26 protein-coding genes and 1 pseudogene are annotated in these 25,909 nt (G+C 40.0%); 13 read left to right on the forward strand and 14 right to left on the reverse strand.

What is annotated here, in order from left to right:
- The 6 genes and pseudogenes from HMPREF9189_RS10275 to HMPREF9189_RS12580 all read right to left on the reverse strand — a co-directional run bounded on the left by HMPREF9189_RS10275 (position 1) and on the right by HMPREF9189_RS12580 (position 5,812).
- Complete coding sequence (locus HMPREF9189_RS10275) at positions 1–1,197, reverse strand: argininosuccinate synthase (RefSeq protein WP_000031902.1); 1,197 nt, start codon at positions 1,195–1,197, stop codon at positions 1–3.
- Positions 1,198–1,212: 15 nt separating this feature from the next.
- Positions 1,213–2,019, reverse strand: a complete 807-nt coding sequence (locus HMPREF9189_RS10280) for an ABC transporter substrate-binding protein (protein ID WP_001045259.1) — start codon at positions 2,017–2,019, stop codon at positions 1,213–1,215.
- Between the two features lie 229 nt (positions 2,020–2,248).
- Positions 2,249–2,878, reverse strand: coding sequence for an ABC transporter ATP-binding protein (locus HMPREF9189_RS10285; protein WP_000593107.1), 630 nt, complete (start codon positions 2,876–2,878; stop codon positions 2,249–2,251).
- Positions 2,875–4,983, reverse strand: a complete 2,109-nt coding sequence (locus HMPREF9189_RS10290) for a bacteriocin-associated integral membrane family protein (protein WP_009755452.1) — start codon at positions 4,981–4,983, stop codon at positions 2,875–2,877. The genes HMPREF9189_RS10285 and HMPREF9189_RS10290 overlap by 4 nt, the downstream gene beginning before the upstream one ends.
- Before the next feature lie 54 nt (positions 4,984–5,037).
- Positions 5,038–5,301, reverse strand: a pseudogene (locus HMPREF9189_RS10295) (lactococcin 972 family bacteriocin); the annotation flags it as partial.
- A 205-nt stretch (positions 5,302–5,506) separates the two neighbouring features.
- Complete coding sequence (locus HMPREF9189_RS12580; protein ID WP_000124146.1) at positions 5,507–5,812, reverse strand: hypothetical protein; 306 nt, start codon at positions 5,810–5,812, stop codon at positions 5,507–5,509.
- A gap of 887 nt (positions 5,813–6,699) precedes the next feature.
- On the opposite strand from HMPREF9189_RS12580, the gene HMPREF9189_RS10305 reads away from it, so the two are divergent.
- Entirely contained in the window at positions 6,700–7,563 is an 864-nt protein-coding gene (locus HMPREF9189_RS10305) for a helix-turn-helix domain-containing protein (RefSeq protein ID WP_001268188.1), read from the forward strand.
- A 51-nt stretch (positions 7,564–7,614) separates the two neighbouring features.
- On the opposite strand, the gene HMPREF9189_RS10310 is transcribed toward HMPREF9189_RS10305, so the two are convergent.
- A complete protein-coding gene (locus HMPREF9189_RS10310) occupies positions 7,615–8,238 on the reverse strand; it encodes a LysM peptidoglycan-binding domain-containing protein (RefSeq protein WP_000060313.1) in 624 nt (207 codons plus the stop codon).
- 241 nt (positions 8,239–8,479) lie between these two features.
- Here HMPREF9189_RS10310 and sdaAB point away from each other — a divergent pair, with 241 nt between their 5' ends.
- Genes sdaAB through HMPREF9189_RS10325 form a run of 3 tightly spaced genes read left to right on the forward strand, consistent with a single transcriptional unit; the run spans position 8,480 to position 10,689 of the window.
- On the forward strand, positions 8,480–9,151 hold the full coding sequence (sdaAB, locus tag HMPREF9189_RS10315; RefSeq protein WP_000555872.1) for an L-serine ammonia-lyase, iron-sulfur-dependent subunit beta: 672 nt from the start codon (positions 8,480–8,482) through the stop codon (positions 9,149–9,151).
- 8 nt (positions 9,152–9,159) lie between these two features.
- Positions 9,160–10,032 (forward strand): L-serine ammonia-lyase, iron-sulfur-dependent, subunit alpha, encoded by an 873-nt coding sequence (gene sdaAA / locus HMPREF9189_RS10320; protein ID WP_000500031.1) that lies wholly within the window; start codon positions 9,160–9,162, stop codon positions 10,030–10,032.
- Positions 10,033–10,059: 27 nt separating this feature from the next.
- The gene (locus HMPREF9189_RS10325; RefSeq protein ID WP_001139311.1) at positions 10,060–10,689 is read left to right on the forward strand and encodes an HAD hydrolase-like protein; all 630 of its coding nucleotides are present in this window, start codon (positions 10,060–10,062) and stop codon (positions 10,687–10,689) included.
- 91 nt (positions 10,690–10,780) lie between these two features.
- On the opposite strand, the gene HMPREF9189_RS10330 is transcribed toward HMPREF9189_RS10325, so the two are convergent.
- Together HMPREF9189_RS10330 and HMPREF9189_RS10335 are read right to left on the reverse strand one after the other, a co-directional pair.
- Positions 10,781–12,631: a nucleoside-diphosphate sugar epimerase/dehydratase gene (locus HMPREF9189_RS10330; RefSeq protein ID WP_001035719.1), complete on the reverse strand. Its 1,851-nt coding sequence runs from the start codon at positions 12,629–12,631 to the stop codon at positions 10,781–10,783.
- A 75-nt stretch (positions 12,632–12,706) separates the two neighbouring features.
- Positions 12,707–13,537, reverse strand: coding sequence for a glycosyltransferase (locus HMPREF9189_RS10335; RefSeq protein ID WP_001114312.1), 831 nt, complete (start codon positions 13,535–13,537; stop codon positions 12,707–12,709).
- A gap of 221 nt (positions 13,538–13,758) precedes the next feature.
- Here HMPREF9189_RS10335 and HMPREF9189_RS10340 point away from each other — a divergent pair, with 221 nt between their 5' ends.
- The 9 genes from HMPREF9189_RS10340 (at position 13,759) to HMPREF9189_RS10380 (ending at position 21,026) form a co-directional block, all read left to right on the forward strand.
- A complete protein-coding gene (locus HMPREF9189_RS10340) occupies positions 13,759–14,925 on the forward strand; it encodes an MFS transporter (protein ID WP_000744865.1) in 1,167 nt (388 codons plus the stop codon).
- A 180-nt stretch (positions 14,926–15,105) separates the two neighbouring features.
- Positions 15,106–15,657, forward strand: a complete 552-nt coding sequence (locus HMPREF9189_RS10345) for a hypothetical protein (RefSeq protein WP_009755455.1) — start codon at positions 15,106–15,108, stop codon at positions 15,655–15,657.
- 408 nt (positions 15,658–16,065) lie between these two features.
- Positions 16,066–17,019 carry a hypothetical protein gene (locus HMPREF9189_RS12585; RefSeq protein ID WP_000879814.1) on the forward strand — a complete coding sequence of 318 codons (954 nt, stop codon included), beginning with the start codon at positions 16,066–16,068 and terminating at the stop codon, positions 17,017–17,019.
- 18 nt (positions 17,020–17,037) lie between these two features.
- The gene (locus HMPREF9189_RS12590) at positions 17,038–17,559 is read left to right on the forward strand and encodes a hypothetical protein (RefSeq protein ID WP_000362881.1); all 522 of its coding nucleotides are present in this window, start codon (positions 17,038–17,040) and stop codon (positions 17,557–17,559) included.
- A gap of 21 nt (positions 17,560–17,580) precedes the next feature.
- Positions 17,581–18,021, forward strand: coding sequence for a hypothetical protein (locus HMPREF9189_RS10360; RefSeq protein ID WP_000462759.1), 441 nt, complete (start codon positions 17,581–17,583; stop codon positions 18,019–18,021).
- A 151-nt stretch (positions 18,022–18,172) separates the two neighbouring features.
- Entirely contained in the window at positions 18,173–18,499 is a 327-nt protein-coding gene (locus tag HMPREF9189_RS10365; RefSeq protein WP_000273860.1) for a PadR family transcriptional regulator, read from the forward strand.
- Complete coding sequence (locus HMPREF9189_RS10370) at positions 18,486–19,079, forward strand: DUF1700 domain-containing protein (RefSeq protein ID WP_000198658.1); 594 nt, start codon at positions 18,486–18,488, stop codon at positions 19,077–19,079. Before HMPREF9189_RS10365 ends, HMPREF9189_RS10370 begins: the two co-directional genes overlap by 14 nt.
- Positions 19,072–20,001, forward strand: a complete 930-nt coding sequence (locus HMPREF9189_RS10375) for a DUF4097 family beta strand repeat-containing protein (RefSeq protein ID WP_001229048.1) — start codon at positions 19,072–19,074, stop codon at positions 19,999–20,001. Before HMPREF9189_RS10370 ends, HMPREF9189_RS10375 begins: the two co-directional genes overlap by 8 nt.
- Before the next feature lie 62 nt (positions 20,002–20,063).
- A complete protein-coding gene (locus tag HMPREF9189_RS10380) occupies positions 20,064–21,026 on the forward strand; it encodes a DUF6574 domain-containing protein (RefSeq protein WP_000191326.1) in 963 nt (320 codons plus the stop codon).
- A gap of 62 nt (positions 21,027–21,088) precedes the next feature.
- Here HMPREF9189_RS10380 and HMPREF9189_RS10385 read toward each other — a convergent pair whose 3' ends face one another.
- From HMPREF9189_RS10385 to HMPREF9189_RS10405, 5 genes are all read right to left on the reverse strand, one after another.
- Positions 21,089–21,949, reverse strand: coding sequence for a DUF4299 family protein (locus HMPREF9189_RS10385; RefSeq protein ID WP_001140318.1), 861 nt, complete (start codon positions 21,947–21,949; stop codon positions 21,089–21,091).
- A gap of 120 nt (positions 21,950–22,069) precedes the next feature.
- Positions 22,070–23,056 carry a rhodanese-related sulfurtransferase gene (locus HMPREF9189_RS10390; protein ID WP_001030013.1) on the reverse strand — a complete coding sequence of 329 codons (987 nt, stop codon included), beginning with the start codon at positions 23,054–23,056 and terminating at the stop codon, positions 22,070–22,072.
- A gap of 131 nt (positions 23,057–23,187) precedes the next feature.
- Positions 23,188–23,484: a bacteriocin immunity protein gene (locus HMPREF9189_RS10395; protein ID WP_025168536.1), complete on the reverse strand. Its 297-nt coding sequence runs from the start codon at positions 23,482–23,484 to the stop codon at positions 23,188–23,190.
- Between the two features lie 66 nt (positions 23,485–23,550).
- A complete protein-coding gene (locus tag HMPREF9189_RS10400) occupies positions 23,551–24,240 on the reverse strand; it encodes a CPBP family intramembrane glutamic endopeptidase (RefSeq protein WP_000760783.1) in 690 nt (229 codons plus the stop codon).
- 160 nt (positions 24,241–24,400) lie between these two features.
- Positions 24,401–25,885, reverse strand: a complete 1,485-nt coding sequence (locus tag HMPREF9189_RS10405) for an ABC transporter substrate-binding protein (protein ID WP_000800424.1) — start codon at positions 25,883–25,885, stop codon at positions 24,401–24,403.
- Positions 25,886–25,909: the final 24 nt, after the last annotated feature.

Raw genomic sequence — 25,909 nt, forward strand, 5'->3', positions numbered from 1 at the left:
CTACTCAACATTTTTCTGAACTTCTGAATAAACCTTAGTCGGAAGCCCCCAAAGCTTGATAAAACCAACAGCCGCATCTTGGTCAAAGGTATCCGCACTAGTATAAGTCGCCAAATTTTCATCGTAAAGAGAATTTGGAGATTTCCGAGCCACTACCTGAGCATTCCCCTTATAGAGTTTAACTTTTACAGTTCCATTGACAACTTTCTGTGTCTCCTTGATATAGGCAATCAAAGCCTGAGTTGCTGGGCTAAACCACAAGGCATTATAGATGAGATTGGACAACTCATTTTCGATAATAGGTTTGAAATGAGCCACTTCTCTCACAAGAGTCAAGTCCTCAATCTCCTTATGAGCTGCCAATAAAGTCACAGCACCTGGGCACTCATAAATCTCTCTTGACTTAATACCGACTAGGCGATTTTCCACATGGTCAATACGACCAACACCGTGTTTGCCTGCAATTTCATTTAGCTTTTGGATCAATTCAGCCAGCTTCATCTTCTCTCCATTAAGGGAGATAGGCACCCCGCAGCTAAACTCAATGTCAATAAATTCAGGACTGTCTGGCGCCTCTTCTGGCGAAGATGTGATTCCAAATGCTTCTTCTGGTGCTTGGTTCCAAGGATTTTCCAAGACACCACATTCATTTGCGCGTCCCCAAAGATTTTGATCGACAGAGTAAGGATTGTCAAGGTCAGCAGGAACTGGGACGCCGTTTTCTTTGGCATATTGGATTTCTTCTTCACGAGACCATTTCCACTCACGAACAGGCGCAACTACTTTTAAATTGGGATCCAAAGCTGCAATAGAGACTTCAAACCGAACTTGGTCGTTTCCCTTACCTGTACAACCATGGGCAATTGTGGTTGCCCCCGTCTGATGAGCTATTTCAACGAGTTTTTTTGAAATAAGAGGGCGACTCAGAGCAGATACCAAGGGATACTTCTGTTCGTAGTAAGCATGTGCCTGAAGAGCCACTAAAACATAGTCATTAGCAAATTCTTCCTTAACATCAATGACATAAGACTCTACAGCCCCAACCTTGAGAGCTTTATCATGGATGAACTCCAAATCTTTTCCTTCGCCCACATCCATACAAACAGCGATCACATCATAGTCTTTTTTTAACCATGTAATAGCAACTGATGTATCCAATCCACCTGAATAGGCTAAAATAACTTTTTCCTTACTCATTTCTCTTCCTTCTTTCTATTTTTCGATAGAGGCTTTAAAAGCATCGTCAATCAATTTTTCCAATTCCCCAGAATCCTTCAACTTCTGGATGGTTTTGTCAACCGCCTCTTTTAATTCTTTACTGTCTTTTTTCATCGCAACAGCGTAGGAATCTTCTTTGTCATTGTCAAAATCAAACTCAGCGATGGCTAGGTCTGGATTATTCTCTACAAATCCTTTCGCCACTGGTTCCTCAAAGATAACCGCATCTAGTTGCCCTGATTTCAAATCTGTTATCAAATTTCCATTTTTAGGAAGTGAAACGAGAGAAGCATTCTGCAAGGTTTCTTTGGCCAGAGTTTCCTGGATAGAACCTTTCTGCGCTCCAACCTTTTTCTGAGCCAAATCCTTCACTGATTGATAATTCGTTAATTCAGATTTTCTTACGATAACCTTATTTTTCGAAGTGTAGTAGGGAATTGAAAAATCGTAAACTTGACTTCTCTCCTCCGTTTTAGAAACACCTGATATGGCAAGATCGGCCTTGCCTGAATCAAGACTAGCCAGTACATTGTCAAAACTCATTGGAGAGAACTCCACTTCTACACCTAGTTCCTTTGCGATGGCTTTGGCGAGCTCAACATCTGAACCTACAATCTGATTTTTCCCATCGACCAATTTCTGGTATTCAAATGGAGCAAACTCTGGATTTAGGGCCACCACCAATTTTCCTTTAGCCTTAATGGCTTCAACACCTTGGGATTGAGTGTTACTACAAGCAAATAATAAGGGAAGCATAAGCAAACCAAACATCGTCATCAACACCTTCTTCACTTTATTCATAGAAAAGCCTCCTTTTATTTTTATACTTTATTATTGTATAAATAATACTCTTCTCATCCTCGTTTGTCAATAGAAAACTGTATTTTATTTCATTTTAATCAAGAAAAAGCTTATTACATGATATATTTTTACATATAATAAGCTTATTTATACTATTTAATTTTTTTAAAAATACAATTGTCCAATTACAAGTAAGATGAAGAGATCAACGAACTCTCCACATTCTCTTTCACAATTCAATAACTCGATGGCATTGTTGAGCCACATAGGCATCGTGGGTAACGATAATGACCGTTTTACCTTCCTTGTTCATATCTAAGAGAAAGTTCAAAACCAAATCTCGATTTTCAGAATCTAGAGAACCGGTTGGTTCATCTGCTAAAAGGAGCTGGCTGGGTTTTAAAATGGCTCTAGCAACTGCGATTCGCTGCTGTTCTCCTCCAGATAACTCTGAAACCTTTTGATGTAGAATTGATGGCAACCCCACTCTCTCTAAAATTTCTTCTATCTTTTTGACTTTGTCCTTCTTGGATAATTTTACATACTTTAGAGCGAGCATGAGATTATACTCTACCGTTTCATTATCAATCAGAGCAAAGTTTTGAAACAGATAGGAGATATGTTCGCGGATAATCGCTTGCGACTTAACAGAATTGACAGGTACATTTTGCTGACCGAAAATTTCATAATGTCCACTGTAATCGCCATCTATCAAACCCAAGAGATTTAACAAGGTTGACTTGCCACTGCCACTTTTTCCAACAATGGCAACTAAATCTCCTTGGTTAATTTTTAGAGATAAGTTCTCCAAAATAACTTTTTCCCCAATGGTTTTCGTAACATTTTCCAACTTTATCATAAGTGATCCCCTTTCAATAACTGCACTACATTTCGTTTTTCCATCTTAGAGCCCAAGAAAAGTACAAACAGAATATCTAAGCCTGTAAATCCTGCGAAAAGCAAGAGCGGGAACAGTGCCTGTGTAAAGAATAGCAGGACTATAAAAGGGAAGCTATATACCAACAAGAGAATCCTCAAGAAAGAACGATACCGATCTATCAATTTCCAACCCATGAACTTCTTGGTAATAATATCTGTTCGCTTCAATAAGAAAGTTGTTGCTAGTAAGAAGTAGGAAATCATCATACTAAGAAGGCCAACCAAAGCAAAGAGTATGTTGAAATTCCGAACAGCATCTCGATAAGAATCTACTTTCTCTTGTTGAATGGCTTGAATAGATGAAAATTTTAAATAATTCCCATCTGATAATTTCTCAACTAACGCTGTCACCTCTTTTTGGTGTTGAGCCGTATTTTCGATTTTAATCGGGTTATTTAAACCTGTTGTTGACAGGCGAGCTTTTTCATCCCACATCATATCAGAATCATTGACCAAGCTAATAATTAGATTGTAGAGATTTTCCTTTCGCTTATCACTATATGGAAAGAACGACCAATCTCCTTCATAATAGGCAATCTCGACATCCATCTCCTCTATCGTTCGTTTTTGCTGCTCTTCATACTTCATCGAAAGATAGGCAATTAATTTCCCCAAGAGCTGATTTTTATCTTCTTCACCTTTCGTACTTGCTGGCATCAAAATAACTTTTTTTGCGCCGGTATCTGGTAACTTGAATCCCTGACTTTCTAAAAAATGACGATTGGCATAGTAAACAGTTAGCATATCAGCCAGTTGATACCGCTGCACTTGTTCTGCAGTGGCAAAATTTTTTATAGGCAGGTTGCTAGTTTGCACATAGCCCGCCTGCGTTTTTTCTACCAAATCCTGATAAAATCGATAGAAATAATCTACTGCCTGCCCTGAGCCTGCCAACTGCTCTTGCCACAGGTTATCATTGAGTTGGAAAGTTTCCAAGGTCAGATAATTTCCTTGACTGATCCACTGTTTCTGGTAATCCAACTCTTTGTTTTCTTGCTCCAAACTTTTTCCTACCCCAACTAGCAAGACTGTCAGTAAAATAGTAGTTCCAATTTTCATCAAATAATTAAAGAGTAGACCAAATTTGAAAGATGAAAAACTTTTCAGCAGAGAGCTGATTGTCATTTTTTGGATTAAGAGGTAAGTCAACCAACTGATAAAGAGATAAAGTTGCAAAAGCAAAAAATGCGACAACCATAACATAGGGAACAAATCTTTTGGCTTGTAATCAAGCAAGAAAAACACTCCTAGATTGATCACAAGCGCTCCACCTAGGAGGAGGTAAAGGTTGCCTTTTACAACATCAGCTAAAACAGCCCTATCTTGAAAACCAAGTAATTTTTGTACCCCAACTCTTTTCATTTCCATCATCGGCTGATACACTGTTACTAAGACAAGAAGCAAAATAGCCAAGACAAAAACAATGGCAGATAAGAGCAAATCTCGATTTATGACTTCCACTGCACTTTTATAGGTCGGCTCTAGCAAGGTAGCCTGGTCTATCTTGAAAAAATCGCTCCATTTCTGTACAATCCTATCCTTGTCCATCTCTTGTGTAGAAGTTATCGTATAGCGACCATTTAAACTACGAGATGTATCCTTGATATAGGTTTGAAAAGTCATAAGCTGAATAGGCTTGGCTTTTAGAAAAGTCGGAATCGTACCAAGTTTATTGGAAATTTCTTTATTACTGTAAACTCCCTCACCATCTGTGGTAAAATCAAGAGAAGAAATCCCAAACTCTTGGTAGGGGAAGGTATCTTTATCAAAAACACCAGACTTGACCACCTCATCACCACTGTCTGTTTTGATAATGGAGACTTTGTACTCCTTTGATACATCCTCAAAAAATCGAAGAACAGATACTGCAGGTTCATTAATATCTTTCAAATACAAATCCAAAGAATCTACAGTCTTTCCCATTTCCCGAATCCGCACCACTTCTCGTGTGTAGTTTATATTAAAAACAAAAAAAGTGGTACACAAAAGCAGGAGTAACATACAGAAATTACTGATTTTTTTCATAAAGATACCTCCAATAAAGTTCTCCCTCTCCTAATAGGAGAGGGAAAATTCCACTTAAAATCCATAGAAATATTCTAATCCTGTTGGCGGAATCTTTGTGAGGGAAGCTTGAGCCCAAACCTAGGGAGCTTCACGCTCCTTAGAGATTCTACTACCATGTCGGACCGTTGCTGTATGAGATCGAGTAGAATGTAAATAATCAGAATATCCAAAAGTTCCTGTCCAACCTACTCCATAATTCCATTGACCACCATCAACCCATACTGCTAAAGCATTTGTAGTAGCAAGCAAACCGCATGCCATTACGGTTGCTACACCATTTTTTTCATATTTGCTTCATATTATACAGTATTTTCAGAAAAAAAGATAGAATTATTCATTTGTAAACATCGAAGTTCTGTTCTTTAAACAAGATTGATTATAACATTTTTTGAAGAATACAAGGGAGTCCCATATTGACTCCCTTGATTTGAAAAATATTTTAACTATTATCTTTATTCTTAAAACTAGAAATTGTAATATATTACCACATTCGTTTGATTTCTTCTCTATAAGCGACCTTATATCTCATTGCTGCATCATAGTAAAAATGGTAACAGTATTTGTAAAATTGATACCCTTTTCGATAGTATCTGTTTAGTTTTACATACATGCCCGGAGCTCCTTGTCCTAATAAGGCATCTAATATTGAACCAATACCAATCGCAGGGGTTAAATAAGGGATTAGAGCAGAAATAACACCTAGCAATACTGTACGACTTCTATTTTGAAAGTCGATATTATAAGTATGTGTATCAAGATAATACCAAGTAGTAGCTGATCTCGCCATAACAGGCTGTTCAGTTGACTGCTATTCATTTTTACTTACTTGAACCATACTATCAAATTCATCTGAGGTTAGTTCTAAGACCCCATCAATAAAAACATTGTGTTCGTCATCAATATATACTTTTGACACCGTTCCATCTTCGTTTGTGATTGCTAGATTATGTGAATCTACAACACGAACATACGACGGATTGGATTGAAAATCAGACGTTGTCAAATTAGATTTGCTTTTCATAGCAGATTCTAAAGCTAAAGCCGTTGGAGAGAATATATTAAGAAAAATTATGGTCAAAAGAAACAGAGAACATTTTTTTATTTTGCAAACCTACTTTCTTATAAAATATTTAATGACAACATAACTAATAGGGAATGTTAACAGTATCAAAAATATAATTTGAATCTTATAAATATCTGGTTGAAAAAATGAAATATAACAACCCGTCAACAACAATCCCATGAAAACGACACCAAAAATAAAATCAACTATATAGTCATTTTTATTTCTTTTCAAAAATATCACCCCCTAGCACTATACAAATCTAACACCAATTGGCTAATGATAGCACATTACGTCTCTATATGTCGTAAGCTCCCTCCTCTCTTGATTAAATAACTAGCACATTAGATTGGCCAATTCCATGGAAACTGTGAAGCTAAGGTGACCAAGAATGCAAAAAAGACCAAAAAGCGAAATACTTTTTTATCCATAATGTTTCTCCTATCTTTTTATAGCTATATTATAACTCTTTTTCGTAATGCCAAAGATCTTTGTTGGCTTTTTCACAAAATTATCTTAGATCTTTATTTTACTTTTTCTGTCTTTATGATACAATATTTTTAATCAATTTCTATTTTTTGTTAACTTTTTTCACAAATAAGGAGGAAATCATGCGCTACGATTTTGGAAATGTTTATAAAGAAATACGTGAGTCAAAAGGTTTAACCCAAGAGGAGGTCTGTGGGGATGTTCTCTCAAGAACCAGCCTATCAAAAATCGAAAGCGGGAAAACAACTCCTAAATATGAGAATATGGAGTTTCTTCTCCGACAAGTCAATATGAGTTTTGAAGAGTTTGAATATATCTGTCAACTTTATCAACCAAGTCAACGCACAGAAATTATGCAAACCTATCTCAATATGAGCTCAATCCTAGGGACTAGTGAACTCGAAAAACTATTTCAAAAATGTCAAGACTACCTCAAAACTCACCACGACCTCCCTATAAAAGAGATACGAGATATGCTAAAAATTGTTATCTATATCCGCCAAAATGGGACTAAAAAACTGTCAATCGAAGTTAACAATACTGTAAAGAAGCTATGGAAGAAGATAGAAAAGCAGGACACTTGGTACGAGAATGACTTAAAAATTCTCAATACCATTCTCTTTACCTTTCCTATAGAACATATCCATCTCATCACTGGAAAAATCTTGCAACGCTTAGAAGTCTATAAAAACTATCAACATTTATATGACTTGCGAATGGCAATCCTACTCAACCTCTCCACCATTTACTTATACAATCAAGATAGAAATATGTGTAAACAAATATGCTATACTTTACTAGAAGATGCCAAGAACAAGAAAAGCTACGATAGGCTTGCTATCTGCTATGTCCGTATTGGGATTTGTACGGATGATTCTAAACTTATCCAAAAAGGTTTCTCCCTTCTGGAACTAACCGATGAAACCTCCATGCTGTCTCATCTCAAAAAAGAAGTGGAGATCTATTATCAACCGAAGGAAATATAAAAAAGTCGAGGAAATTCCTCGACTTTTACATATTTTTCTGTTAGCTAGTTCTTAATACCAACCGTTGTTAAGCCAGAAGTTCTTGGCAGCTGTCCATGAGCCGTAGCGTCCTGCAACGTAGGCATCTGCTACACGTTCTTGGTTTTCAGCTGAGTAGTCACCGTTCAAGTATGAATCTGTCAATTGGTAACGTCCGATGTATTGGCCATTTGTAGCTGTGTAACTACCACCTGATTCTTTTTGAGCGATCCATTCTTTGGCTTCTGCTTCAGAACCACTTACAGTTGAAGCTGCTGCAGTGTTGCTTTCTGCTACTGGAGCTGCAGGTGCAGCTGGTGCTTCATAAGTTGTTGTTGCTGCTGGAGCTTCTTCAACAGTTTCTGTAGCTGCTGGAGCTGATTCTTCCGTTGCCGCAGCTGGAGCTACAGTTGAAGCTGTTCCTTCGATGACCAAAACTTGGTCAACATAGATAAGGTGGATATCTTTGATATTGTTTTTTGCTGCCAATTTTTCAGCAGTCGTGTTGTACTTCTCAGCGATTTCTGAAAGAGTATCACCTGATTTAACAGTGTATGTTACAGTTTCTTGTGCAGAGGCAAGAGCTGGGGCAAAGAAAGCAAGTAAAGCTGCTACTCCTGCGATAGTTGTTTTGATTTTTTTAGTTGTTAATGACATATCTAAAAATTCTCCTTCCATTGAATATATCTATGATACCTTTTAAATGTTACCGTTGTTTAACGGTTATATGTAGAAATATTACAAAAATGTTTTATATTTACTGAAACATTGATATTTTTGTCATAAAAGACAAGATTTTATACTATTTTTATCCATTTTTTCAGTTTTATAAGGGAAATAAGCACAGAACTTCATTCTTTGATATAATAGAAACAAGAATCTTTGTAAGGGGAAACAGATGCACTCACTTCGTTTTCAATCTGTCTTTGATATTATCGGACCAGTCATGATAGGCCCATCAAGTAGCCACACAGCTGGAGCTGTTCGTATTGGGAAAATCGTCTCCTCCATCTTTGACGATACGCCAACAGAAGTCGAATTCCAATTATTTAATTCATTTGCCAAGACCTACCGTGGTCATGGAACTGACCTTGCTCTCGTCGCTGGTATTTTAGGTATGGATACGGACAATCCCGACATTCCAAATAGTCTCGAGATTGCCCATAAACGTGGTATCAAGATTGTCTGGACCATTCAGAAAGACAGCAACGCTCCTCACCCAAACACCACTAAAATCACTGTGAAGAATGACCATAAGTCCATTAGCGTGACAGGTATTTCTATCGGTGGGGGAAATATCCAAGTTACGGAGCTTAACGGCTTTGCTGTCTCTCTCAACATGAACACACCGACCATCATCATCGTGCATCAGGATGTTCCAGGTATGATTGCCCATGTTACTGAAGCCCTCTCTCGTTTCGATATCAACATCGCTCAGATGAATGTGACTCGAGAAAAAGTTGGAGAAAAAGCCATTATGATTATCGAAGTCGATAGTCGAAGTTGCGAAGAGGCGATTGAAGAAATTCGAAAAATCCCTCATCTCCACAATGTCAATTTCTTTAAGTAGGAGGAAACATGTTTTATTCTATCAAAGAATTGGTCGAGCAGGCAGATCTAGACTTCCAAGGAAATGTCGCAGAACTCATGATTGCGACAGAATATCAATTAACCGGTCGAGAACGGCCAGAAGTTCTCCTCCTCATGGAACGCAATCTAGAAGTCATGAAAGCCTCTGTTGAGCTCGGTCTCAGTGAAAATAAATCCCGTAGTGGCTTAACGGGTGGCGATGCTGCCAAACTAGACCGCCATCTCAAAAGTGGCAAGGCCTTGTCTGACTTTACTATCCTATCAGCAGCCCGTAATGCCATCGCGGTCAACGAACACAACGCTAAAATGGGTTTGGTCTGTGCCACCCCAACCGCAGGAAGTGCTGGTTGTTTGCCAGCCGTTCTCACTGCCGCTATCCAAAAATTAGACCTTAGCCACGAAGAACAGCTGGATTTCCTCTTTGCTGCTGGTGCCTTTGGATTGGTTATCGCAAACAACGCCTCTATCTCAGGTGCTGAAGGTGGCTGCCAGGCCGAAGTCGGCTCTGCCTCTGCCATGAGTGCCGCAGCCTTGACCTTGGCTGCAGGTGGAACCCCCTATCAGGCTAGCCAAGCCATCGCCTTTGTCATTAAAAATATGCTGGGTCTCATCTGTGACCCTGTCGCTGGTTTGGTTGAAGTTCCTTGTGTCAAACGAAATGCCATGGGAGCCAGCTTTGCCTTTATCGCGGCAGATATGGCCTTAGCAGGTATCGAGTCTAAGATCCCTGTCGATGAAGTTATCGATGCCATGTACCAAGTCGGATCGAGCCTCCCAACTGCCTTTCGTGAAACAGCTGAGGGTGGACTTGCCGCTACACCTACTGGTCGTCGCCTACAAAAAGAAATCTTCGGAGAATAAGCTTATCTATATCTATTAGGAGAAACTATGCCCTCTATCTCAGCAATCTTTTTTGATCTGGACGGAACCCTGGTTGACAGTTCCATCGGGATCCACAATGCCTTTACCCATACCTTTAAAGAGCTAGGAGTTCCAAGCCCTGATGCCAAAACCATTCGTGGTTTTATGGGACCGCCACTTGAAAGTAGTTTTGCAACATGCCTTCCCAAGGAACAAATCTCAGAGGCTGTGCAGATATACCGTTCTTACTACAAGAAAAAAGGGATCCACGAAGCCCAACTCTTCCCCCGAATAACGGAATTACTCCAAGAACTTTCACAAAACTACCCTCTCTACATCACTACAACAAAGAATACTCCTACTGCTCATGATATGACTAAAAATCTGGGAATCCATCATTTCTTTGATGGCATTTACGGCTCTAGTCCGGAAACACCACACAAGGCGGATGTCATCCGTTTTGCCTTGCAAACGCATCAACTCCCTGCAGACCAAGTCCTTATCATCGGAGATACCAAGTTTGATATGATTGGAGCCCAAGAAACTAGCATCAAAAAGTTCGCTGTTACTTGGGGATTTGGAGAAGAGGCTGATTTGCTCAGCTATCAACCTGACTGGATTGCCCGTACCATTGACGATATCATTAAGCAACTATAAATAGTACAACGATTTGAAATTACAGAGTAAAAAGGCCAAGGTCCTGTACAAACAGAACCTTGGCCTTTTATTTATAATTAGTTGGGCGATCTTACTCAACGTGGGTTGTCTCATTTGCAAAGGAAATAATCGCTTCTTTGAGCTCATCTCCACTGAGTGAACGGAATTCTTCAATCTTTTGATCGATGGCTTCTAGAGGCATGACGTTAACCTTACCAACGAAAATCTTATCCATGACTTGGTTATCAACCAATTCGGTCGAAACCAAGAGTTCTTCGTAAAGTTTTTCGCCTGGACGAATACCGACTTCAACGATTGGAATTTCACTTTCTGTGTGCCCGCTTAGAAGGACCATTTTCTTAGCCAAGTCGTAGATCTTAACGGGTTTGCCCATATCAAGGATAAAGACTTCTCCGTCCTTAGCATAAGCACCAGCATGGATGACCAGACGGCTAGCCTCTGGAATAGTCATGAAGTAACGTGTCATACGGAAGTCTGTCACCGTTACAGGACCACCTTCAGCAATCTGACGTTCAAAGACAGGAATCACACTACCACGGCTACCCAGAACATTCCCAAAACGAACTGCACAGTAGGTTGATTTGCTACGTTGGTTAAAGCCAGTGACAATCAATTCTGCCACGCGCTTAGTTGCACCCATAACATTCGGAGGATTGACCGCCTTGTCAGTCGAAATCATGACCATCTTAGGTACTTTGGCTTCATCAACAGCCTTGGCAACATTGTAAGTCCCGAGGATATTGTTCTTGAAGGCTTCTTTTGGATTGCGCTCCATCATCGGAACGTGTTTGTGGGCTGCAGCATGGTAGATGATTGCTGGTTTATACTGTTCAAACACTTGTAAAAGACGATCATAATCCTGAATATCTGCAATGACAGGAACATAATCAATCCCTTGGAATTTACGAATCAACTCATGATAAATAAGGTAGATTGAATTTTCACCATGTCCAAGCAAGACGATACGCTCTGGGTTGAAGCGGCTAATCTGGCGACAAATCTCCGAACCAATCGAACCACCGGCTCCTGTCACCAAGATGGTCTTACCTGTAATTTCTGCACCCAGACGTGATTCGTCAAGGCGAATTTCCTGACGGCCCAAAAGGTCTGTGATATCAATTTTTTGGAAACCACTACCTGATTGATGTAATCCTTGAACAACTGTCTCAACTTTAGGCATCTTGTAACATTTGACACCTAATTTATTACACATCTGCAAGATACGTTCATACTCTGATGGATCGAGCGAAGGGATTGCTACGATAACACGCTCGATTTGGTGACGTTTGGCCAATTCAGGTAGATTGTCATAAGAGCCTAGAACTGGGATTCCACCTAGTTTTTGCCCTTTTTTCTTTTCATCGTTGTCCAAAATCCCCACTATCTCAAGCTCACTGGTTGGATGTTGGTAGCTATTCATAAAGAGGGCACCACCATCTCCCGCACCAATCAAGAAGGTACGACGATGCTCCCCATCTCCACTACCCTTTTTACGTTTGGAATAAATCAACTGCCAAGTGATGCGAGGAAGCAAGATGAGGAAGGTACTCAACAAAATGAAGAGCACGATGAAACGGATTGAAAATAATGGAAGAAAGGCATAGCAGATTCCATAAGAAAGAACACTACTGAGTGTCACTCCAAAAAAGATTTTCATAAAATCCGTAATCTTACTGTAGCGACTAATACTAGCATTCAGCCCCCAAAATGCAATTATGATTTGATAGAGAAGGAAGGCTAAAAGAGTGTAGATCACATAGTCCACAGGCGCAGGATTTATTAGGCCGTAAAACAAGATATAAGACACGATGATGGAAACCACCATACTCAGAATATCGAATATCCCCCAAAACACTTGTTTTTGCTGTTTATTTAAAATTTCAACCAGATCAATCACGTAATCTGTTAGTTTTTTATTCATAGGAATTTACTCCCCCTTAAAAGAGTCAGATGATACTATTGTTATGATAACCCGAATCGTTCAATCTATCAGGTCTTACTTGCTCTTTCTTAAAAGTTTGACAAAGATAAACTGACGTACAAAGCCTGGACAAAGTGCAACAATTGCCTGAATGAACATACTTTTAGCATATTCCATGTAAGAAATTTGCCCTCGCTCAAGCATCCGTTGGCGAGCTTGACGGTAGAATTTAAGGTAACGCAAGCCACCTCGACGCTCAAACATTCCTGCACCTACACGAACCTTACACAAGATTTGATCTAGGTTGCCAGTCTTGGCACCTGCCGTAATCATATTGAGCCAGAGGAGATCATCCTCCATGTAAAGCCCGTCTTCGTAGTTGCCCGCTTTGAGGACCATGTCCTTTTTGAACATGACTGTCATATGGTTAAAAGCACTTCTCATTCTCTGATAAGCCACAATGTCTGCGTGCTGAGTTGGAACACGACGATAAGACACAATCTCATCTGGATTGTCAATGAACTCTGCAATCTGCCCACCTAAGAGATCGAGATCTTCTTTCTCCATTAGCTGAAGCTGTTTCTCAAAACGATCCGGAACGGCTAAATCGTCCGTATCCATCCGTGCAATAATGTCATACTGACACTGTAAAACACCGTATCGAAGAGCCAAGCCTAAACCTTGATTTTGCTCTAAGGGGCACCGTTTCACTGGAATGTCTGACTGAGCTTCCACTTCATCTAGCACCTGATAGAGCTCTGGCGTGAGGGGCCCATCCTCAACAAGAACAAGTTCACTCGGTTTCAAGGTTTGATTTTGAACACTTTTGATAGCATCTCTCAAAAACGTCGGGCTTTCCTTTACATAGACCGACATCAAGACGCTGATTTTTTGCTTTTCAGGCACCGTTTTTCTCCAATATATAGATTTCCTTCCACTATTTTATCACAAATTTTCTCACTTTCCTATTTTTATATCAAATCAAGGAAAATTCTAGTAAAGAAATGTATCTCCTTTCACTCTATTCTCGCTTAAATCAATCGAACTTTCTTAGCTGTCATTACTTGACATTATATAGAAAAAACCTTAAAATAAGCTGTTATTAAAATCATCTATTCGAGGTTTTTATGAAAAAACAATCGCTCTTTTTTGTTCTAGGAATTGTCTTAATCGGGACTGTTTTACGCTCTCCTTTCACTGCTCTTCCAACCATTTTAGGAGATATCGCTCAGGGACTAGGAGTTGAGGTTAGTTCTCTTGGGATTTTAACCAGTCTCCCTCTCTTGATGTTTGCTCTTTTCTCTGCTTTTGCAAGTCGCTTGGCACAAAAAATCGGGTTGGAGCACCTCTTTACTTACTGTCTCCTCCTCTTAACTGTTGGCTCTGTCATTCGGATTTTCAATCTTCCCCTTCTCTATCTAGGAACTCTGATCATCGGAGCGAGCATTGCTATTTTCAATGTACTCCTCCCAAGTATGATTCAGGCAAATCAGCCTCAAAAGATTAGTTTCCTAACAACTCTCTATGTCACTGCCATGGGGGTTTCAACGGCCATCGCTTCTTATCTTTCGGTCCCTATCACCCAAGCCAGTTCTTGGAAGGGCCTCATCCTCGTGCTCAGCTTTCTCTGTCTAGTCACTCTTCTAGTCTGGTTGCCAAATCATCGCCACAACCACCACCTAGAAAGCCAAAAAGAAAAGCAAGTCAAAGAGAATATTCTAAAAAGTAAAGATGTCTGGGCCATCATTATCTTTGGTGGTCTTCAGTCCTTGCTCTTTTATACGAGCATGACCTGGCTGCCAACGATAGCCATTAGTGCTGGTCTTTCTAATAAAGATGCGGCCCTCCTCGCTTCTATCTTCTCACTGATCAGCATTCCTTTTTCAATGACTGTTCCAAGTCTGACGACTCATCTGTCAGACGGCCACCGTCGAATCATGCTAACCATTATCTCTATCGCTGGTATGACAGGAATTGCCATGCTCTTGTATCCAACCAATAATTTCCTCTACTGGTTAGTCGTCCATCTCTTGATTGGAACAGCCTGCAGTGCCCTCTTTCCCTACCTTATGGTTTGCTTCTCTCTTAAAACCAGTTCTCCTGAAAAGACGGCTCAGCTATCAGGACTGGCGCAAACAGGAGGCTACATCTTAGCGGCCTTTGGTCCTACCTTATTTGGTTATAGTTTTGAACTTTTCCAATCTTGGATTCCAGCTGTCCTTGCCCTTCTAGCCATCGATATCATCTTGACTATCTCACTCTTTATGGTGGATCGGGCTGATAAGATTCTTTAATTTTTCTAAAATACTTCTCAGATATAAACAATGCAAAGCCAGACTCTGTCTGGTTTTTTTCGTTGACTGACTATTCAGAATATCGCTTCCAATATCATGACAGCTGCACTTGATAGACTAGTTAGTGAGGAGAAAAGTGATATAATTATATAAACAACCTAGACAAAGAAATACTCTTTTATGAAGGCAAAGAGGGTATACAACTGCAACCAAAACAACAAGGGCTTCCCTTCGAATAAAATACTGACAGGAAGAATGATACAGATGGGTCTTCTAACAGACAAACAAATAAAATACGGTGTTGATTACTTTCATCAAGATGAACCGCAGAGCAAGTGCATTATTGAAGTGTCGGAGTACAAGGGAGAAAGTACACTGACAATCAACTGCACTCAATTAGGCGATAGCTTTACCCCTCAATATAAAACTGCAAAAGAAAAGAAGCGTGTTATCCAAGAGTGGGGTGATTTTTTAACTTACAATCCGACAGCATTTACCGAACTGACATTTTGTACGAGGATGCCTCAAGAATTATTTGATGCTGTTTGCGCCCAACAAAATCTTAGAAAACTACATATAGAATGGGGTGTTTATCCAGATATTTCTAAGATTGCGAATCTGACTAATCTCGAATATTTGCATCTGGGTTCTGGATCCAGTGTTGAGAGTATCGAGCCGATTGCTAAATTAAACAATTTACTTACTTTATCCGTGGAAAATTTTCAAAAATAGACGACTATAGTCCGTTTGCAAATCTGAAAAAGCTAGAAAGTCTTTCAATCGAAGGAGATTGTTTTGCGCCTAAAAATATCCATGTAGATTCTTTTGATTTTCTTAATGAGATGAAGCAATTAAGATATTTTAATTTTTTAGCTGGGATACTAAAAAGCAAGGATTATACTCCGATTTTAAATCTTGAAAATATAGAGCACTTAACACTTAAGCCATCCAAGGAGCTCAAAGACCTCTATGGCGAGATAAGGAAACTGCCAAAATTGAAATACGGTTCCTTGGTCGATAAGCCGGAACTTTATCTGAAATAGAAATTTTCAATGACGCCTAACTGTTCTAGGCGAACAAGAAAGCCGATAAATTTCTGATAGTCAAATAGCAAGCTTGTAAACCAGAAGGAGGAAAAATATGCTAGCAAAAGCTGGAGACGTCTATTGTGTTTATAATAACTATCTAAAAAAATATACAGCTTGTCAAATTACAAAGATAGAAGAAAATGATAAGAACCCAAAGGCGGTCATACTTTCATTGGATTGGTCGGGAGAAGAGCCTCTGAAAGAGGCAGAATTATCTTCTTTACAACCACTTTATAAGGACTTTATGTACTGGAACCGAGGGATACATCTATCGAATGTTGATGTGAATGTACCGACAAACTATACTTTTGTTGGAAATGTTACTCCTTTAACTGATGAGAGTACAAATTCATACGCAACATGGGGAAACGGTTATGAGGTCTACAGACAGCTGAAATGGCAGGAAATACCGAAAGAACAGAGAGATGCATTTAAGGAAGCAGATAAGAGCGAAGAAAAAGTCATCTTTGCAGGAGAGGAGTGTGGCATTTCCAAGCGCCGTTTGAATGATGAGTGGAAACCTTTTGAAGATGCAATGGAATTAAAGGTTTTTCCTTGTTTGACTCATCTAACATTAAACAAATGGCACAAAAATTTATATGAGTATTTGCAATCCACTCCTTTTATTTCTGAACTGGTTCTCGAGAACCATAACCAAACAAAACTGGATTTCTCAAAAACATCAGTTTGTACGCTTTCCATTGATATGACAGATGTAGAAGAACTTATCTTAAATGACGGTTTGGAGCAACTTATTTTATTGGGAGAAATAAGGAAAGATTGTAACATACAGGCGAATGGAAACGAACAGACATTGTTGTTACAATGTGATAAAGTGATTCCTAAGTTGAAAGGATTGCAAGCTTTAGGGAAATTACATGTTATCAAAATCGAAGAACTCGATATTGAGGAAGTTTTGAACGCATATCCAAAACTTACAGAGTTAAGATTGTGGGGAAAACCGGGAAATCTTCTTCATTTTGATACATTATCAGAGTTTAAATAGTTGGAAGTCTTGACAACGATGGACTTGTTTGGTTTTACCGCAGAAGATATTCCTAGACCAGATAGCCTTCCGAATTTGCGTAGATTTTGGATGAATAGTTTACCTGAAGATGCAGCTAAAGTAGCAAAGAAACTTTATAAAAAGCGCAAGGGAGAAGGACTTGATCTTTGGGTCACAAAACCGAGAAAACCGGAATGGCTAGCGCAAAACTTGGACAACCCATTTCGTTCATGGGACGGACAAGAGAATATTACACCTGCCAATGCCAAGAAAGCGGCAGCCTTATATCGAAAGACTCGAGCCGGTATGGTAAAGCTCGTTGAAAGTTCACCTGATGAAATGATGCAGGGAGCCACAGAGTTGGTAAAACTCTATACAGAAGGCTTTAATAAAATGGATAAAGGGAAGTATTTCATCGAAACAGTCGAGAGAGAAGATATTTATACTGCACTTGATGACATTTTAGATTTAATCCCAGCCGAATTCAATATCGATAAAGAAAATCTTTTGAATTTCTTTGATGAGTTAAAAGATTTTTAGATAGAAAGTTTGCTTAAGTCAATGTTTGAACCGGAGGCCATTATGAGTCGCTTTATACAAAATATCACAATAGAAAATCGGCAAGTCGACAGGGAAAATTTGTTTGCCATCGGTTATTGTCCAGAAATAGCAAAACATCTACTGTGTGTTCATATCTCTTGGATTGCAGGCTACGACCGCTATTATGAGTTGGATGAAGGTGATAGAGCTCTCTTTGAAATCGATCGAGAAACATTTCTCAAAAAATATGAAAAAGAAATCAAGGCACATCTGACTGAAAGAATGATTGGTGCAGGGGCGTTGAGGGATTATGATTTTAGATGTTTGCCTGATGACATCCTAGAAAGATTGGACAAATACCCTCCATTTGAAGGCTATACCTATCAAGATGGCATACTCCGTGCCAGAATCAAGATTGGAGACAAGTATTTTAATCTTCCGCCGCTTCTAGATGCACAATAAACTATAATCCTCTAAACTTCTAGTTTATACTAGGAGTTTTTTTATATATAAAATTTTTACACATATTTCTTGACAGGGCTTTCAACTTGAGATACAATATATTTGAAAAGAGTATATATAAAATTTTTATATAATATAAAGGAGGTTTCCCATGTACTTCCCAACATCCTCTGCCTTGATCGAGTTTCTCATCTTGGCTGTACTGGAGCAGGGAGATTCTTATGGTTATGAGATTAGTCAAACCATTAAGCTCATCGCCAATATCAAAGAATCTACGCTCTATCCCATTCTCAAAAAATTGGAAGCCAGTGGCTTTCTGACCACCTACTCTAGAGAGTTTCAGGGGCGTATGCGCAAATACTACTCCTTGACCAATCGGGGCGTAGAGCAGCTCGTTACTCTAAAGGAAGAGTGGACGCTCTATACCGACACCGTCAACGGCATCATAGAAGGGAGTATCCGCCATGACAAGAACTGACTATCTGACTCAGTTAGAAACCTATCTCCATAAACTACCTGAAGCTGACCGCATCGAAGCCATGGACTACTTTAAGGAACTATTTGACGATGCAGGTACAGAGGGTGAAGAGGAGCTCATCGCCAGTCTGGGTACACCAAAAGAAGCAGCTCACGATGTCCTCTCTAACCTCCTCAACAAAAAAGTCAATGAAGCCCCTGCTCAAAAGAATGACCGTCAACTGCTACACATTGCTCTCTTGGCCTTACTAGCAGCCCCTATCGGAATTCCTGTTGGAATTGCAATTATCTTAACCATTATCGGGCTTTTTATCGCGGCTGCCTCCGTCATTCTAGCCTTCTTTACCGTCTCTGTGACGGGTATCCTGCTAGGCGGACTCTTTATCGTAGAGAGTTTTAGTATCCTGGTCGAAGCCAAATCCGCCTTTATCTTGATTTTCGGGGCTGGTTTGCTTGCTATCGGTGCTTCTTCTCTTGTTCTGCTAGGCATCTCCTATGTAGCTCGTTTCTTTGGCCTTCTAGTCGTCCGTTTGGTGCAATGGATTCTTAAAAAAGGAAAGAGAGGTGACAGACATGCGTAAATTGACAAAAGGATTTCTCATTTTTGGTGTGGTTTCTACAATCCTTGGTTTTATCATGATCATTGTAGGCGCCCAGTCCAATGGTATTCAAAGTTTGCTTGCCATGTCAAAAGACCCCGTCTATGACAATCGTATCGAAGAAGTAACCTTTGGAAGTGAAGTGGAAAAACTTGATTTGACCCTTGAGGAACATAGCCTAACCATCACAGAGTCTGTAGATGACAAGCTCCACATCACCTATCATCCTTCCGTGTCTGGTCGTCACGATTTGACTACTGGTATGAGTGACAAAACACTGAGCGTCACTGACAAACAAGCCTCCCAACATCGTTTTCTCGGTTCAGGAATCGAAAGCCTACTTCGTATCGCCAGCAACTATTCTAATCGTTTTGACGAAGTCGTTCTCTCCCTACCCAAAGGAAGAAAGCTGCAAGCTATCACCGTCTCAGCCAATCGTGGACAAACTAATATTCGTCAAGCCAACCTTGAAAATGCAACCATCAAAACAAAAGGCTATCTCTTAAGACTAACAGAAAGTTCTATCAAGAACAGCACACTAACGGCACCTCATATCATCAATATCTTTGATGCCGAATTGACAGATAGTCAGGTCAAGACGGAGGGAGCACACATCTATGCTGAAAATATCCAAGTTCACGGCAAGGTCGAGCTAGAGGCTTATTCAACTCTACAACTCATTCTCTCCCAGAAAGAGACCGACCGTATCAATCTAGAAATTTCTTCTCAGCATGGTGGTATCTATCGTCAACCCAAAGAAGAACATCGTGGACAAAAAGAGAATGTACTTGCCAACCCTTATAAAACCGAAAAAGCAGATATCAAGGATTTACTCATTGCAAAAGCCAACCAGGATATCTACCTACCTAAAGAGGAGCACTCTGCTCCATCTAGAAACCATTGACAAAAACGCTTTCATCTGCTAATCTAAAAATAGAAAACGACCATAAAAAAGGAGGTCCCATCATGACACAAGAATGGTTTGAAAGTGCCGATCTTGAAAAGAAATCACCTCAGACGAAATCAGAAATCCATCCCGACGAGCCTGAGACTTCGGAAACTGTGGAGACCGAACCACAAGCAAGCGAAGAAACACCTGTCTCACCTAAAGAGTTGGAAACGCATGAGGAGGAAGCTCCCGAAATGATTGAGGAAACCCAAACCGAGGAAGAGGGAGATGGGAAAGCTGAAGAAGAACGCAACCAAGAAAACTCTGTAAAAGAAAAAAGCATCCTCAGCAAGGCTTTAGAAAGCCCCTATATCCCAGACATTGACCCTCGTAAAACTGCTCGATTAAAGGAAGAAATCGCACTATTTTGGTCTTGGCTGCTGGATGCTATCCAAGAACCAACTACCAGCAAGACTACGGACCAAAGGCATCGTTATAGTGTCTTTGGCCTACTCACCTTGCTGTCTTCTATTAATCTTTTCTTTAGTATCTATCATATCAAGCACCTCTACTATGGCTATATGATTTCTATTGCTAATAGTTCTCCTAACCAGCTCCCACCTTTAGATCTCTTTGCTGGACTTTCTATCTTGGTCGCTAGCGCTCTATTTTACTTTTCCATCATTTTGGGAGGCTTTACTGTCCGACGTGTGTTGGATCAGGAGAGCGACTTCACATTCCAAGAAGCCTTTGATCGGTATAGCAGACTCTTTGCTATCCCACTTGTTCTAACGGCTCTAGCAAGTTTCTTTGCACTCTTTGGTGGCTTACGATTTGCTGGTATCCTCACTCTTCTAAGCATGGCCATCTTTGCCCTCGGCAATCTCTTTGTGATTAGCAAGCCAAGTAAAGCCAGTAGCCTCGACCCATTTTATCGATTCCTGCTAACTGTCTTACTTGATGCTGCTATTCTCTTACCCTTCTTCATTGCAGAGTTAGCGCTGACAGTGGACTACCTTCGCATCCTGACATTCTTTTAACCAAAATCCCTGCCATTTGTTAATGACAGGGATTTTTATGCTTACTCTTTTTTGAACAGTGTCTACTTGATGGTTGCCAATCCTTCAAATTCTTGTCCTAGAATGGGTTGTACTTCTAATTGATTAGCATCTAATTGCTGGTAAAATGCTTCTGGTAGTGACTCTAGGAATTTTTCATAATCCAAGCGAGCGATGGCTTCATAGTCTTCTGCTTTGGACCCATCACCAGAAATCGTCACTAGGTCAATCTCCCAAACAAGCTCCTTGCCTGCCAGCTGCTCGGTATAAGGAGCTGGTACAAAGGGTTCCTTTGGCAAAATTGTCTTGACTCCCTGGGCTAGGTGGTAGATGCCGTGTACCTTGCCTTGGGCGTCTGGGTAAAATTTCACACTGGCAAGGTAGGCATCAGAGCCTTGAACCTTCTTGACCAGTTCTTCAAAACGTGCCAATCCATCCTCAGCCAAAAAGCTCTCTAGGTATTCCTTGTTGAGATAGATAGGGGACAAGAGCCCTTGGCAGTATACTAGACGAGCCGCCTTATCCGCTAGATAATTCTGAACTATTTGTCGGAAATAAGCTTCAAATTCAAACCCTTCTAACCCTTCTACCACATGCCCCAACTTGTTCGATAGGGCTTGGTGGAGAGCCTCTACAATCTCCCAGTCCGCTCTGGTAAGGAAGTCTGGAATCACCACTTGATAGCCTTTTCGACTATCCGCATAGTTCACCCTGAAGAGAAATTGCGACTGGCCTACAATCCCACACTCGATATACTCGAGACGATTAAGCGGCTGACGGAGATAGACTGCATCATAACTGTGTGACTCCAAGCCCTCCACCAAGGCCAAGATAGACTTGGCAGTCAAGATCTCCTGTTGTCCTAGAATACTATCTTTATTTGGGATAAAAAATGTTTTCGCCATAACTGGCCTCCTTTGAAATCGTTTACACACAGTATACCCTTTTTTCCTGAAAGATACAGAAACAAACTTTAGATTTTTAGATAAAAAGCATAGAAAAACAGCCTTCAGGGGCTGTTTGCTTTATACTGTAGCGACTTGATCCAAGCTTTCACCGATAGCTGCTAGGCGCTCCACCACTTCTGCTTGTGTCAATTCATTTTCTGAGACGTAGCGGTTGCGTGGGTGAACACGACACTCGTGTGAGCATCCACGGAGGTACTTGTCTTCATTTTCTTCTGATGTTAGGATACGACGGTTACAGAAGGGATTTCCACAGTTGACATAACGTTCACATGGTGTTCCATCAAACCAGTCTTTCCCTACGATGGTTGGATTGACATGGTTAACATCTACGGCGATACGCTCGTCAAAGACGTACATTTTCCCATCCCAAAGCTCACCTTGAACTTCTGGGTCTTTACCGTAAGTTGCGATTCCTCCATGCAATTGGCCGACATCTTTGTAGCCTTCACGGACCATCCAGCCTGAGAATTTCTCACAGCGAACTCCACCTGTACAGTAAACCACGACACGTTTGTCCATGAATTTTTCCTTGTTGTCACGGACCCATTGTGGCAACTCACGGAAGTTGCGGATGTCTGGACGGATAGCCCCACGGAAGTGTCCTAGGTCGTACTCATAATCGTTACGTGTGTCAAGGACCACTGTATCTTCGTCAAGAAGGGCTTCTTTGAACTCTTTTGGAGACAAGTAAGCACCTGTTGTTTCAAGTGGGTTGATGTCGTTGTCAAAATCGTTGTCTTCCAAACCAAGGTGGACAATTTCTTTCTTGTAGCGAACAAACATCTTCTTGAAGGCTTGTTCATTTTCTTCGTCAATCTTGAACCAGAGGTCTTCCATTCCTGGTAGGCTGTGAACGTAGTCCATGTATTTTTGAGTTGTTTCATAGTCACCTGAAACAGTTCCATTGATTCCCTCGTCAGCGACTAGGATACGACCTTTGAGACCGATTGATTTACAGAAAGCCAAGTGATCTGCCGCAAATTGCTCTGCATTTTCAATTGGAGTATAGAGGTAGTAAAGTAAGACACGAATATCTTTTGCCATAAGATTTGTTCTCTTTTCTATTCTTAAATTTTCAGAATTTTTCATTCAACTATTCTAGTATACCCACTTGAGAAAACGAATGCAATTTATTTGACCGGAAATTATATAGAGAGACCTGCTACTGCACTTCATCAGTAACCATACCGAATAACAGATAATTCTCTCAATTTTTTGATCTGCTCAGCTTGACTTTCTGACAAACTTAGCTTGTTTTCAATCAATACACGCGAGATGTCAACATTCATTTGGCTCAATATAAATGGAACAGAGGTCCCGTCGTCCTCTAATCGTTTTTTATAGATCACTAACTGATTTTTCAAGGGAGTAAATTGATGCTCATCCTTTATATCTTCCAGTAGATGATCAATGATAGTCATGGCTTCACAACCTCTTTCACTTCCTCCAGCAAACCATTTTAATGGTGTCATACTCATTTCCCTCCTGAAATTCGCTTATAAATTGAAACACTATAATTCCTAACTCTCGCCAGTATTTTACCCAAACACCCTATGTAAAAAAGTCAGCAAAAATGGTAATGTCGCTACAATATTATTGATCACATGCACCGCATAGGAAGGATAAATGCTCTTGGTATAGCGGGTCAAACCAGCAAAAATGATTCCAACTGTTGCAAAGACGAAGATATCTAACAGACTAGGCAGGCTTGAAAAATGAGGGAGAGCAAATAAAATAGACGGAAGAAGCAAATCAAGAGCAAATCTCGAATCTTTAAAAAAGGCGTGTTGCAGTAATCCTCTATAGATTAACTCTTCCATCAGCGGCACTAGAAAGAACAGGGATATGTAGATACCCAATTCGGCAAAATTAGTCTCACTAAAACCAATCAGTAGAGCCCAGCCTTCAGCAGTTGACTGAACATATCTAGCTGTATGAATATTAAAAGATATATGAACTACCGCTACTAGGACTGTCAGTATTGAATACCAGAACCATTTTTTTCTCGGAATGCAAAAGAGATAGCCATGGCCTGTCTTAAGCAGAATCCAAATCATGACTCCACTAAATAGCAGACTTAAGATATTTTGAATCCAGAAGATATTTCCTACCTGAGAAGAAAATTGCCAATAATTTTGAACAATAGACGTCAGCTGAGAAAGGCCAAATACGAAAAATAGGTAAGAGAAGACAGCACTCATTTTGAAAAGAAGACGATATTTTTTCATAATGGACCTCCTGTAGATACATGTGTATCACATCGCCAAAACTCTTAGAACTACTCTTTTCATTTTTACATCCTAAAAATCACTACCTCCTCTAGGAAACTAAGGAAGGCAGTGATCACATTTTTAGGAATTAGGAATGAATACACGAAATCAATCAATCTTATGATTTTTTATTTTTCAAGAATTCATCGTATTGTTTTTGCATTTCGTTCAATACTTTTTCGTAGGCACCTTCAGATTTCAATTTTTCCATCAATTCTGGGATTGCTTTATCTGGGTCTACAGTACCAGTGTTGATAGCTGTATCGAATTGTTGCATGGTGTTAGTGATTGCAGAGATTTCAGATTTTACGCTATCAGTGCTAAAGATGAATCCAAGCGCTGGAGATTCTTTAGCTTCTGCCAATTGTTTCTTAGAATCTTCGATTTGTTGGTCTGTAACGTTTTCGTTGATGTAAAGAATCCAGTTGTTACCAGTGTTCCATCCACCCATGTGAGTGTTTCCTTTGTATCCTTCAAGGACGCGTACACGGTTTTCTTTACCTTCAATTTTCTCCCAGTTCTTGCCTTCTGGACCGTAAACAAGTCCGTTCAAGAGTTCAGGGTTAGTGTTCAAGAGGTTCAACACTTCCATTGATTTTTCTTTGTTCTTAGAGTTGTTTGAGATAACAAAGTTAGCAACTTGAGTTGTTTGGTTTTTCTTGATGAAGTTAGTGAATGGTTTGATTTGGATGTCTTTGTTAGCAACACGTGAGAGCAAGCTGTTACCGTAGTCAGCTGGTCCTACTGTTTCTTCACGAACGAACCAAGTGTCTTGTTGAAGGTCAAATGAAGTGTCGCTTGTTGCTACGTCTTTTGGAATGTATCCTGCTTCGTAGAATTTGTGAAGAGTCTTCAAGTGTTCTTTGAAACGAGGAACGTCGTAACGGTTTACGATCTTAGTAGTATCCCCTTCAAGGTCGATAACGAATGGAAGTCCGTTTGCTACTGGGTAGTCAAAGTTTTCAGAAGGGATGAAGTTCTTAGTAACTGCAAATGGTACTACATCTGGAGCTTTTTCTTTGATTTGTTTCAAGACTGGTTCAAGTGTTTCGTATGAGTTTACACCTGAAATGTCGATACCATATTTTTCAAGAAGAGTTCCATTGAAGGCAAAGTTTTGTGAAGATGCAACGTTGGCCGCAACTGGAACAGCATAGATCTTACCGTTTACAGTGTTTCCTTTGATGTAAGCTGGGTCAAGTGCTTTATAAAGATCTGCTCCTTCTTTCTTGTACAATTCTGTCAAGTCAGCATAAGCACCTTTTTGAGCGTTTACAATGTAGTTATCTGCAAAAGCGATATCGTAGTTTTCACCTGATGATGTGATAACTGACATTTTCTTACCGTAGTCACCCCATCCAAGGTATTGGATATCCAATTTAGCACCAACTTTTTCTTCGATGATTTTGTTTGCATTTTCTAGCAATTCATCCAAGTTGTCTGGTTTGTCACCGATTTGGTACATTTTAAGAACAGGTTTTTCTCCTGAAGCTGAGTCAGCAGCTTTTTTGTTGTTACCTGAAAGGTTCCCACAAGCAGCAAGACTTGCAGCCAAAGCGACTACGCTAGCAGATGCAAAAGCATATTTTTTCCAGTTTTTCATGATAAAAACTCCTTTTTTATTTTT

Origin of the sequence: Streptococcus sp. oral taxon 071 str. 73H25AP (assembly GCF_000146755.1) — a bacterium.
In the GTDB taxonomy this organism is placed as follows: Bacteria; Bacillota; Bacilli; order Lactobacillales; family Streptococcaceae; genus Streptococcus; species Streptococcus oralis_T.

Excerpts from the sequence above, each read along its gene's own strand:
- HMPREF9189_RS10275 (WP_000031902.1), bottom strand. The coding sequence starts at position 1,197 with ATGAGTAAGGAAAAAGTTATTTTAGCCTATTCAGGTGGATTGGATACA.
- HMPREF9189_RS10280 (WP_001045259.1), bottom strand. The coding sequence starts at position 2,019 with ATGAATAAAGTGAAGAAGGTGTTGATGACGATGTTTGGTTTGCTTATG.
- HMPREF9189_RS10285 (WP_000593107.1), bottom strand. The coding sequence starts at position 2,878 with ATGATAAAGTTGGAAAATGTTACGAAAACCATTGGGGAAAAAGTTATT.
- HMPREF9189_RS10290 (WP_009755452.1), bottom strand. The coding sequence starts at position 4,983 with ATGAAAAAAATCAGTAATTTCTGTATGTTACTCCTGCTTTTGTGTACC.
- HMPREF9189_RS12580 (WP_000124146.1), bottom strand. The coding sequence starts at position 5,812 with ATGGCGAGATCAGCTACTACTTGGTATTATCTTGATACACATACTTAT.
- HMPREF9189_RS10305 (WP_001268188.1), top strand. The coding sequence starts at position 6,700 with ATGCGCTACGATTTTGGAAATGTTTATAAAGAAATACGTGAGTCAAAA.
- HMPREF9189_RS10310 (WP_000060313.1), bottom strand. The coding sequence starts at position 8,238 with ATGTCATTAACAACTAAAAAAATCAAAACAACTATCGCAGGAGTAGCA.
- sdaAB (WP_000555872.1), top strand. The coding sequence starts at position 8,480 with ATGCACTCACTTCGTTTTCAATCTGTCTTTGATATTATCGGACCAGTC.
- sdaAA (WP_000500031.1), top strand. The coding sequence starts at position 9,160 with ATGTTTTATTCTATCAAAGAATTGGTCGAGCAGGCAGATCTAGACTTC.
- HMPREF9189_RS10325 (WP_001139311.1), top strand. The coding sequence starts at position 10,060 with ATGCCCTCTATCTCAGCAATCTTTTTTGATCTGGACGGAACCCTGGTT.
- HMPREF9189_RS10330 (WP_001035719.1), bottom strand. The coding sequence starts at position 12,631 with ATGAATAAAAAACTAACAGATTACGTGATTGATCTGGTTGAAATTTTA.
- HMPREF9189_RS10340 (WP_000744865.1), top strand. The coding sequence starts at position 13,759 with ATGAAAAAACAATCGCTCTTTTTTGTTCTAGGAATTGTCTTAATCGGG.
- HMPREF9189_RS10345 (WP_009755455.1), top strand. The coding sequence starts at position 15,106 with ATGAAGGCAAAGAGGGTATACAACTGCAACCAAAACAACAAGGGCTTC.
- HMPREF9189_RS12585 (WP_000879814.1), top strand. The coding sequence starts at position 16,066 with ATGCTAGCAAAAGCTGGAGACGTCTATTGTGTTTATAATAACTATCTA.
- HMPREF9189_RS12590 (WP_000362881.1), top strand. The coding sequence starts at position 17,038 with ATGGACTTGTTTGGTTTTACCGCAGAAGATATTCCTAGACCAGATAGC.
- HMPREF9189_RS10360 (WP_000462759.1), top strand. The coding sequence starts at position 17,581 with ATGTTTGAACCGGAGGCCATTATGAGTCGCTTTATACAAAATATCACA.
- HMPREF9189_RS10365 (WP_000273860.1), top strand. The coding sequence starts at position 18,173 with ATGTACTTCCCAACATCCTCTGCCTTGATCGAGTTTCTCATCTTGGCT.
- HMPREF9189_RS10370 (WP_000198658.1), top strand. The coding sequence starts at position 18,486 with ATGACAAGAACTGACTATCTGACTCAGTTAGAAACCTATCTCCATAAA.
- HMPREF9189_RS10375 (WP_001229048.1), top strand. The coding sequence starts at position 19,072 with ATGCGTAAATTGACAAAAGGATTTCTCATTTTTGGTGTGGTTTCTACA.
- HMPREF9189_RS10380 (WP_000191326.1), top strand. The coding sequence starts at position 20,064 with ATGACACAAGAATGGTTTGAAAGTGCCGATCTTGAAAAGAAATCACCT.
- HMPREF9189_RS10385 (WP_001140318.1), bottom strand. The coding sequence starts at position 21,949 with ATGGCGAAAACATTTTTTATCCCAAATAAAGATAGTATTCTAGGACAA.
- HMPREF9189_RS10390 (WP_001030013.1), bottom strand. The coding sequence starts at position 23,056 with ATGGCAAAAGATATTCGTGTCTTACTTTACTACCTCTATACTCCAATT.
- HMPREF9189_RS10395 (WP_025168536.1), bottom strand. The coding sequence starts at position 23,484 with ATGACACCATTAAAATGGTTTGCTGGAGGAAGTGAAAGAGGTTGTGAA.
- HMPREF9189_RS10400 (WP_000760783.1), bottom strand. The coding sequence starts at position 24,240 with ATGAAAAAATATCGTCTTCTTTTCAAAATGAGTGCTGTCTTCTCTTAC.
- HMPREF9189_RS10405 (WP_000800424.1), bottom strand. The coding sequence starts at position 25,885 with ATGAAAAACTGGAAAAAATATGCTTTTGCATCTGCTAGCGTAGTCGCT.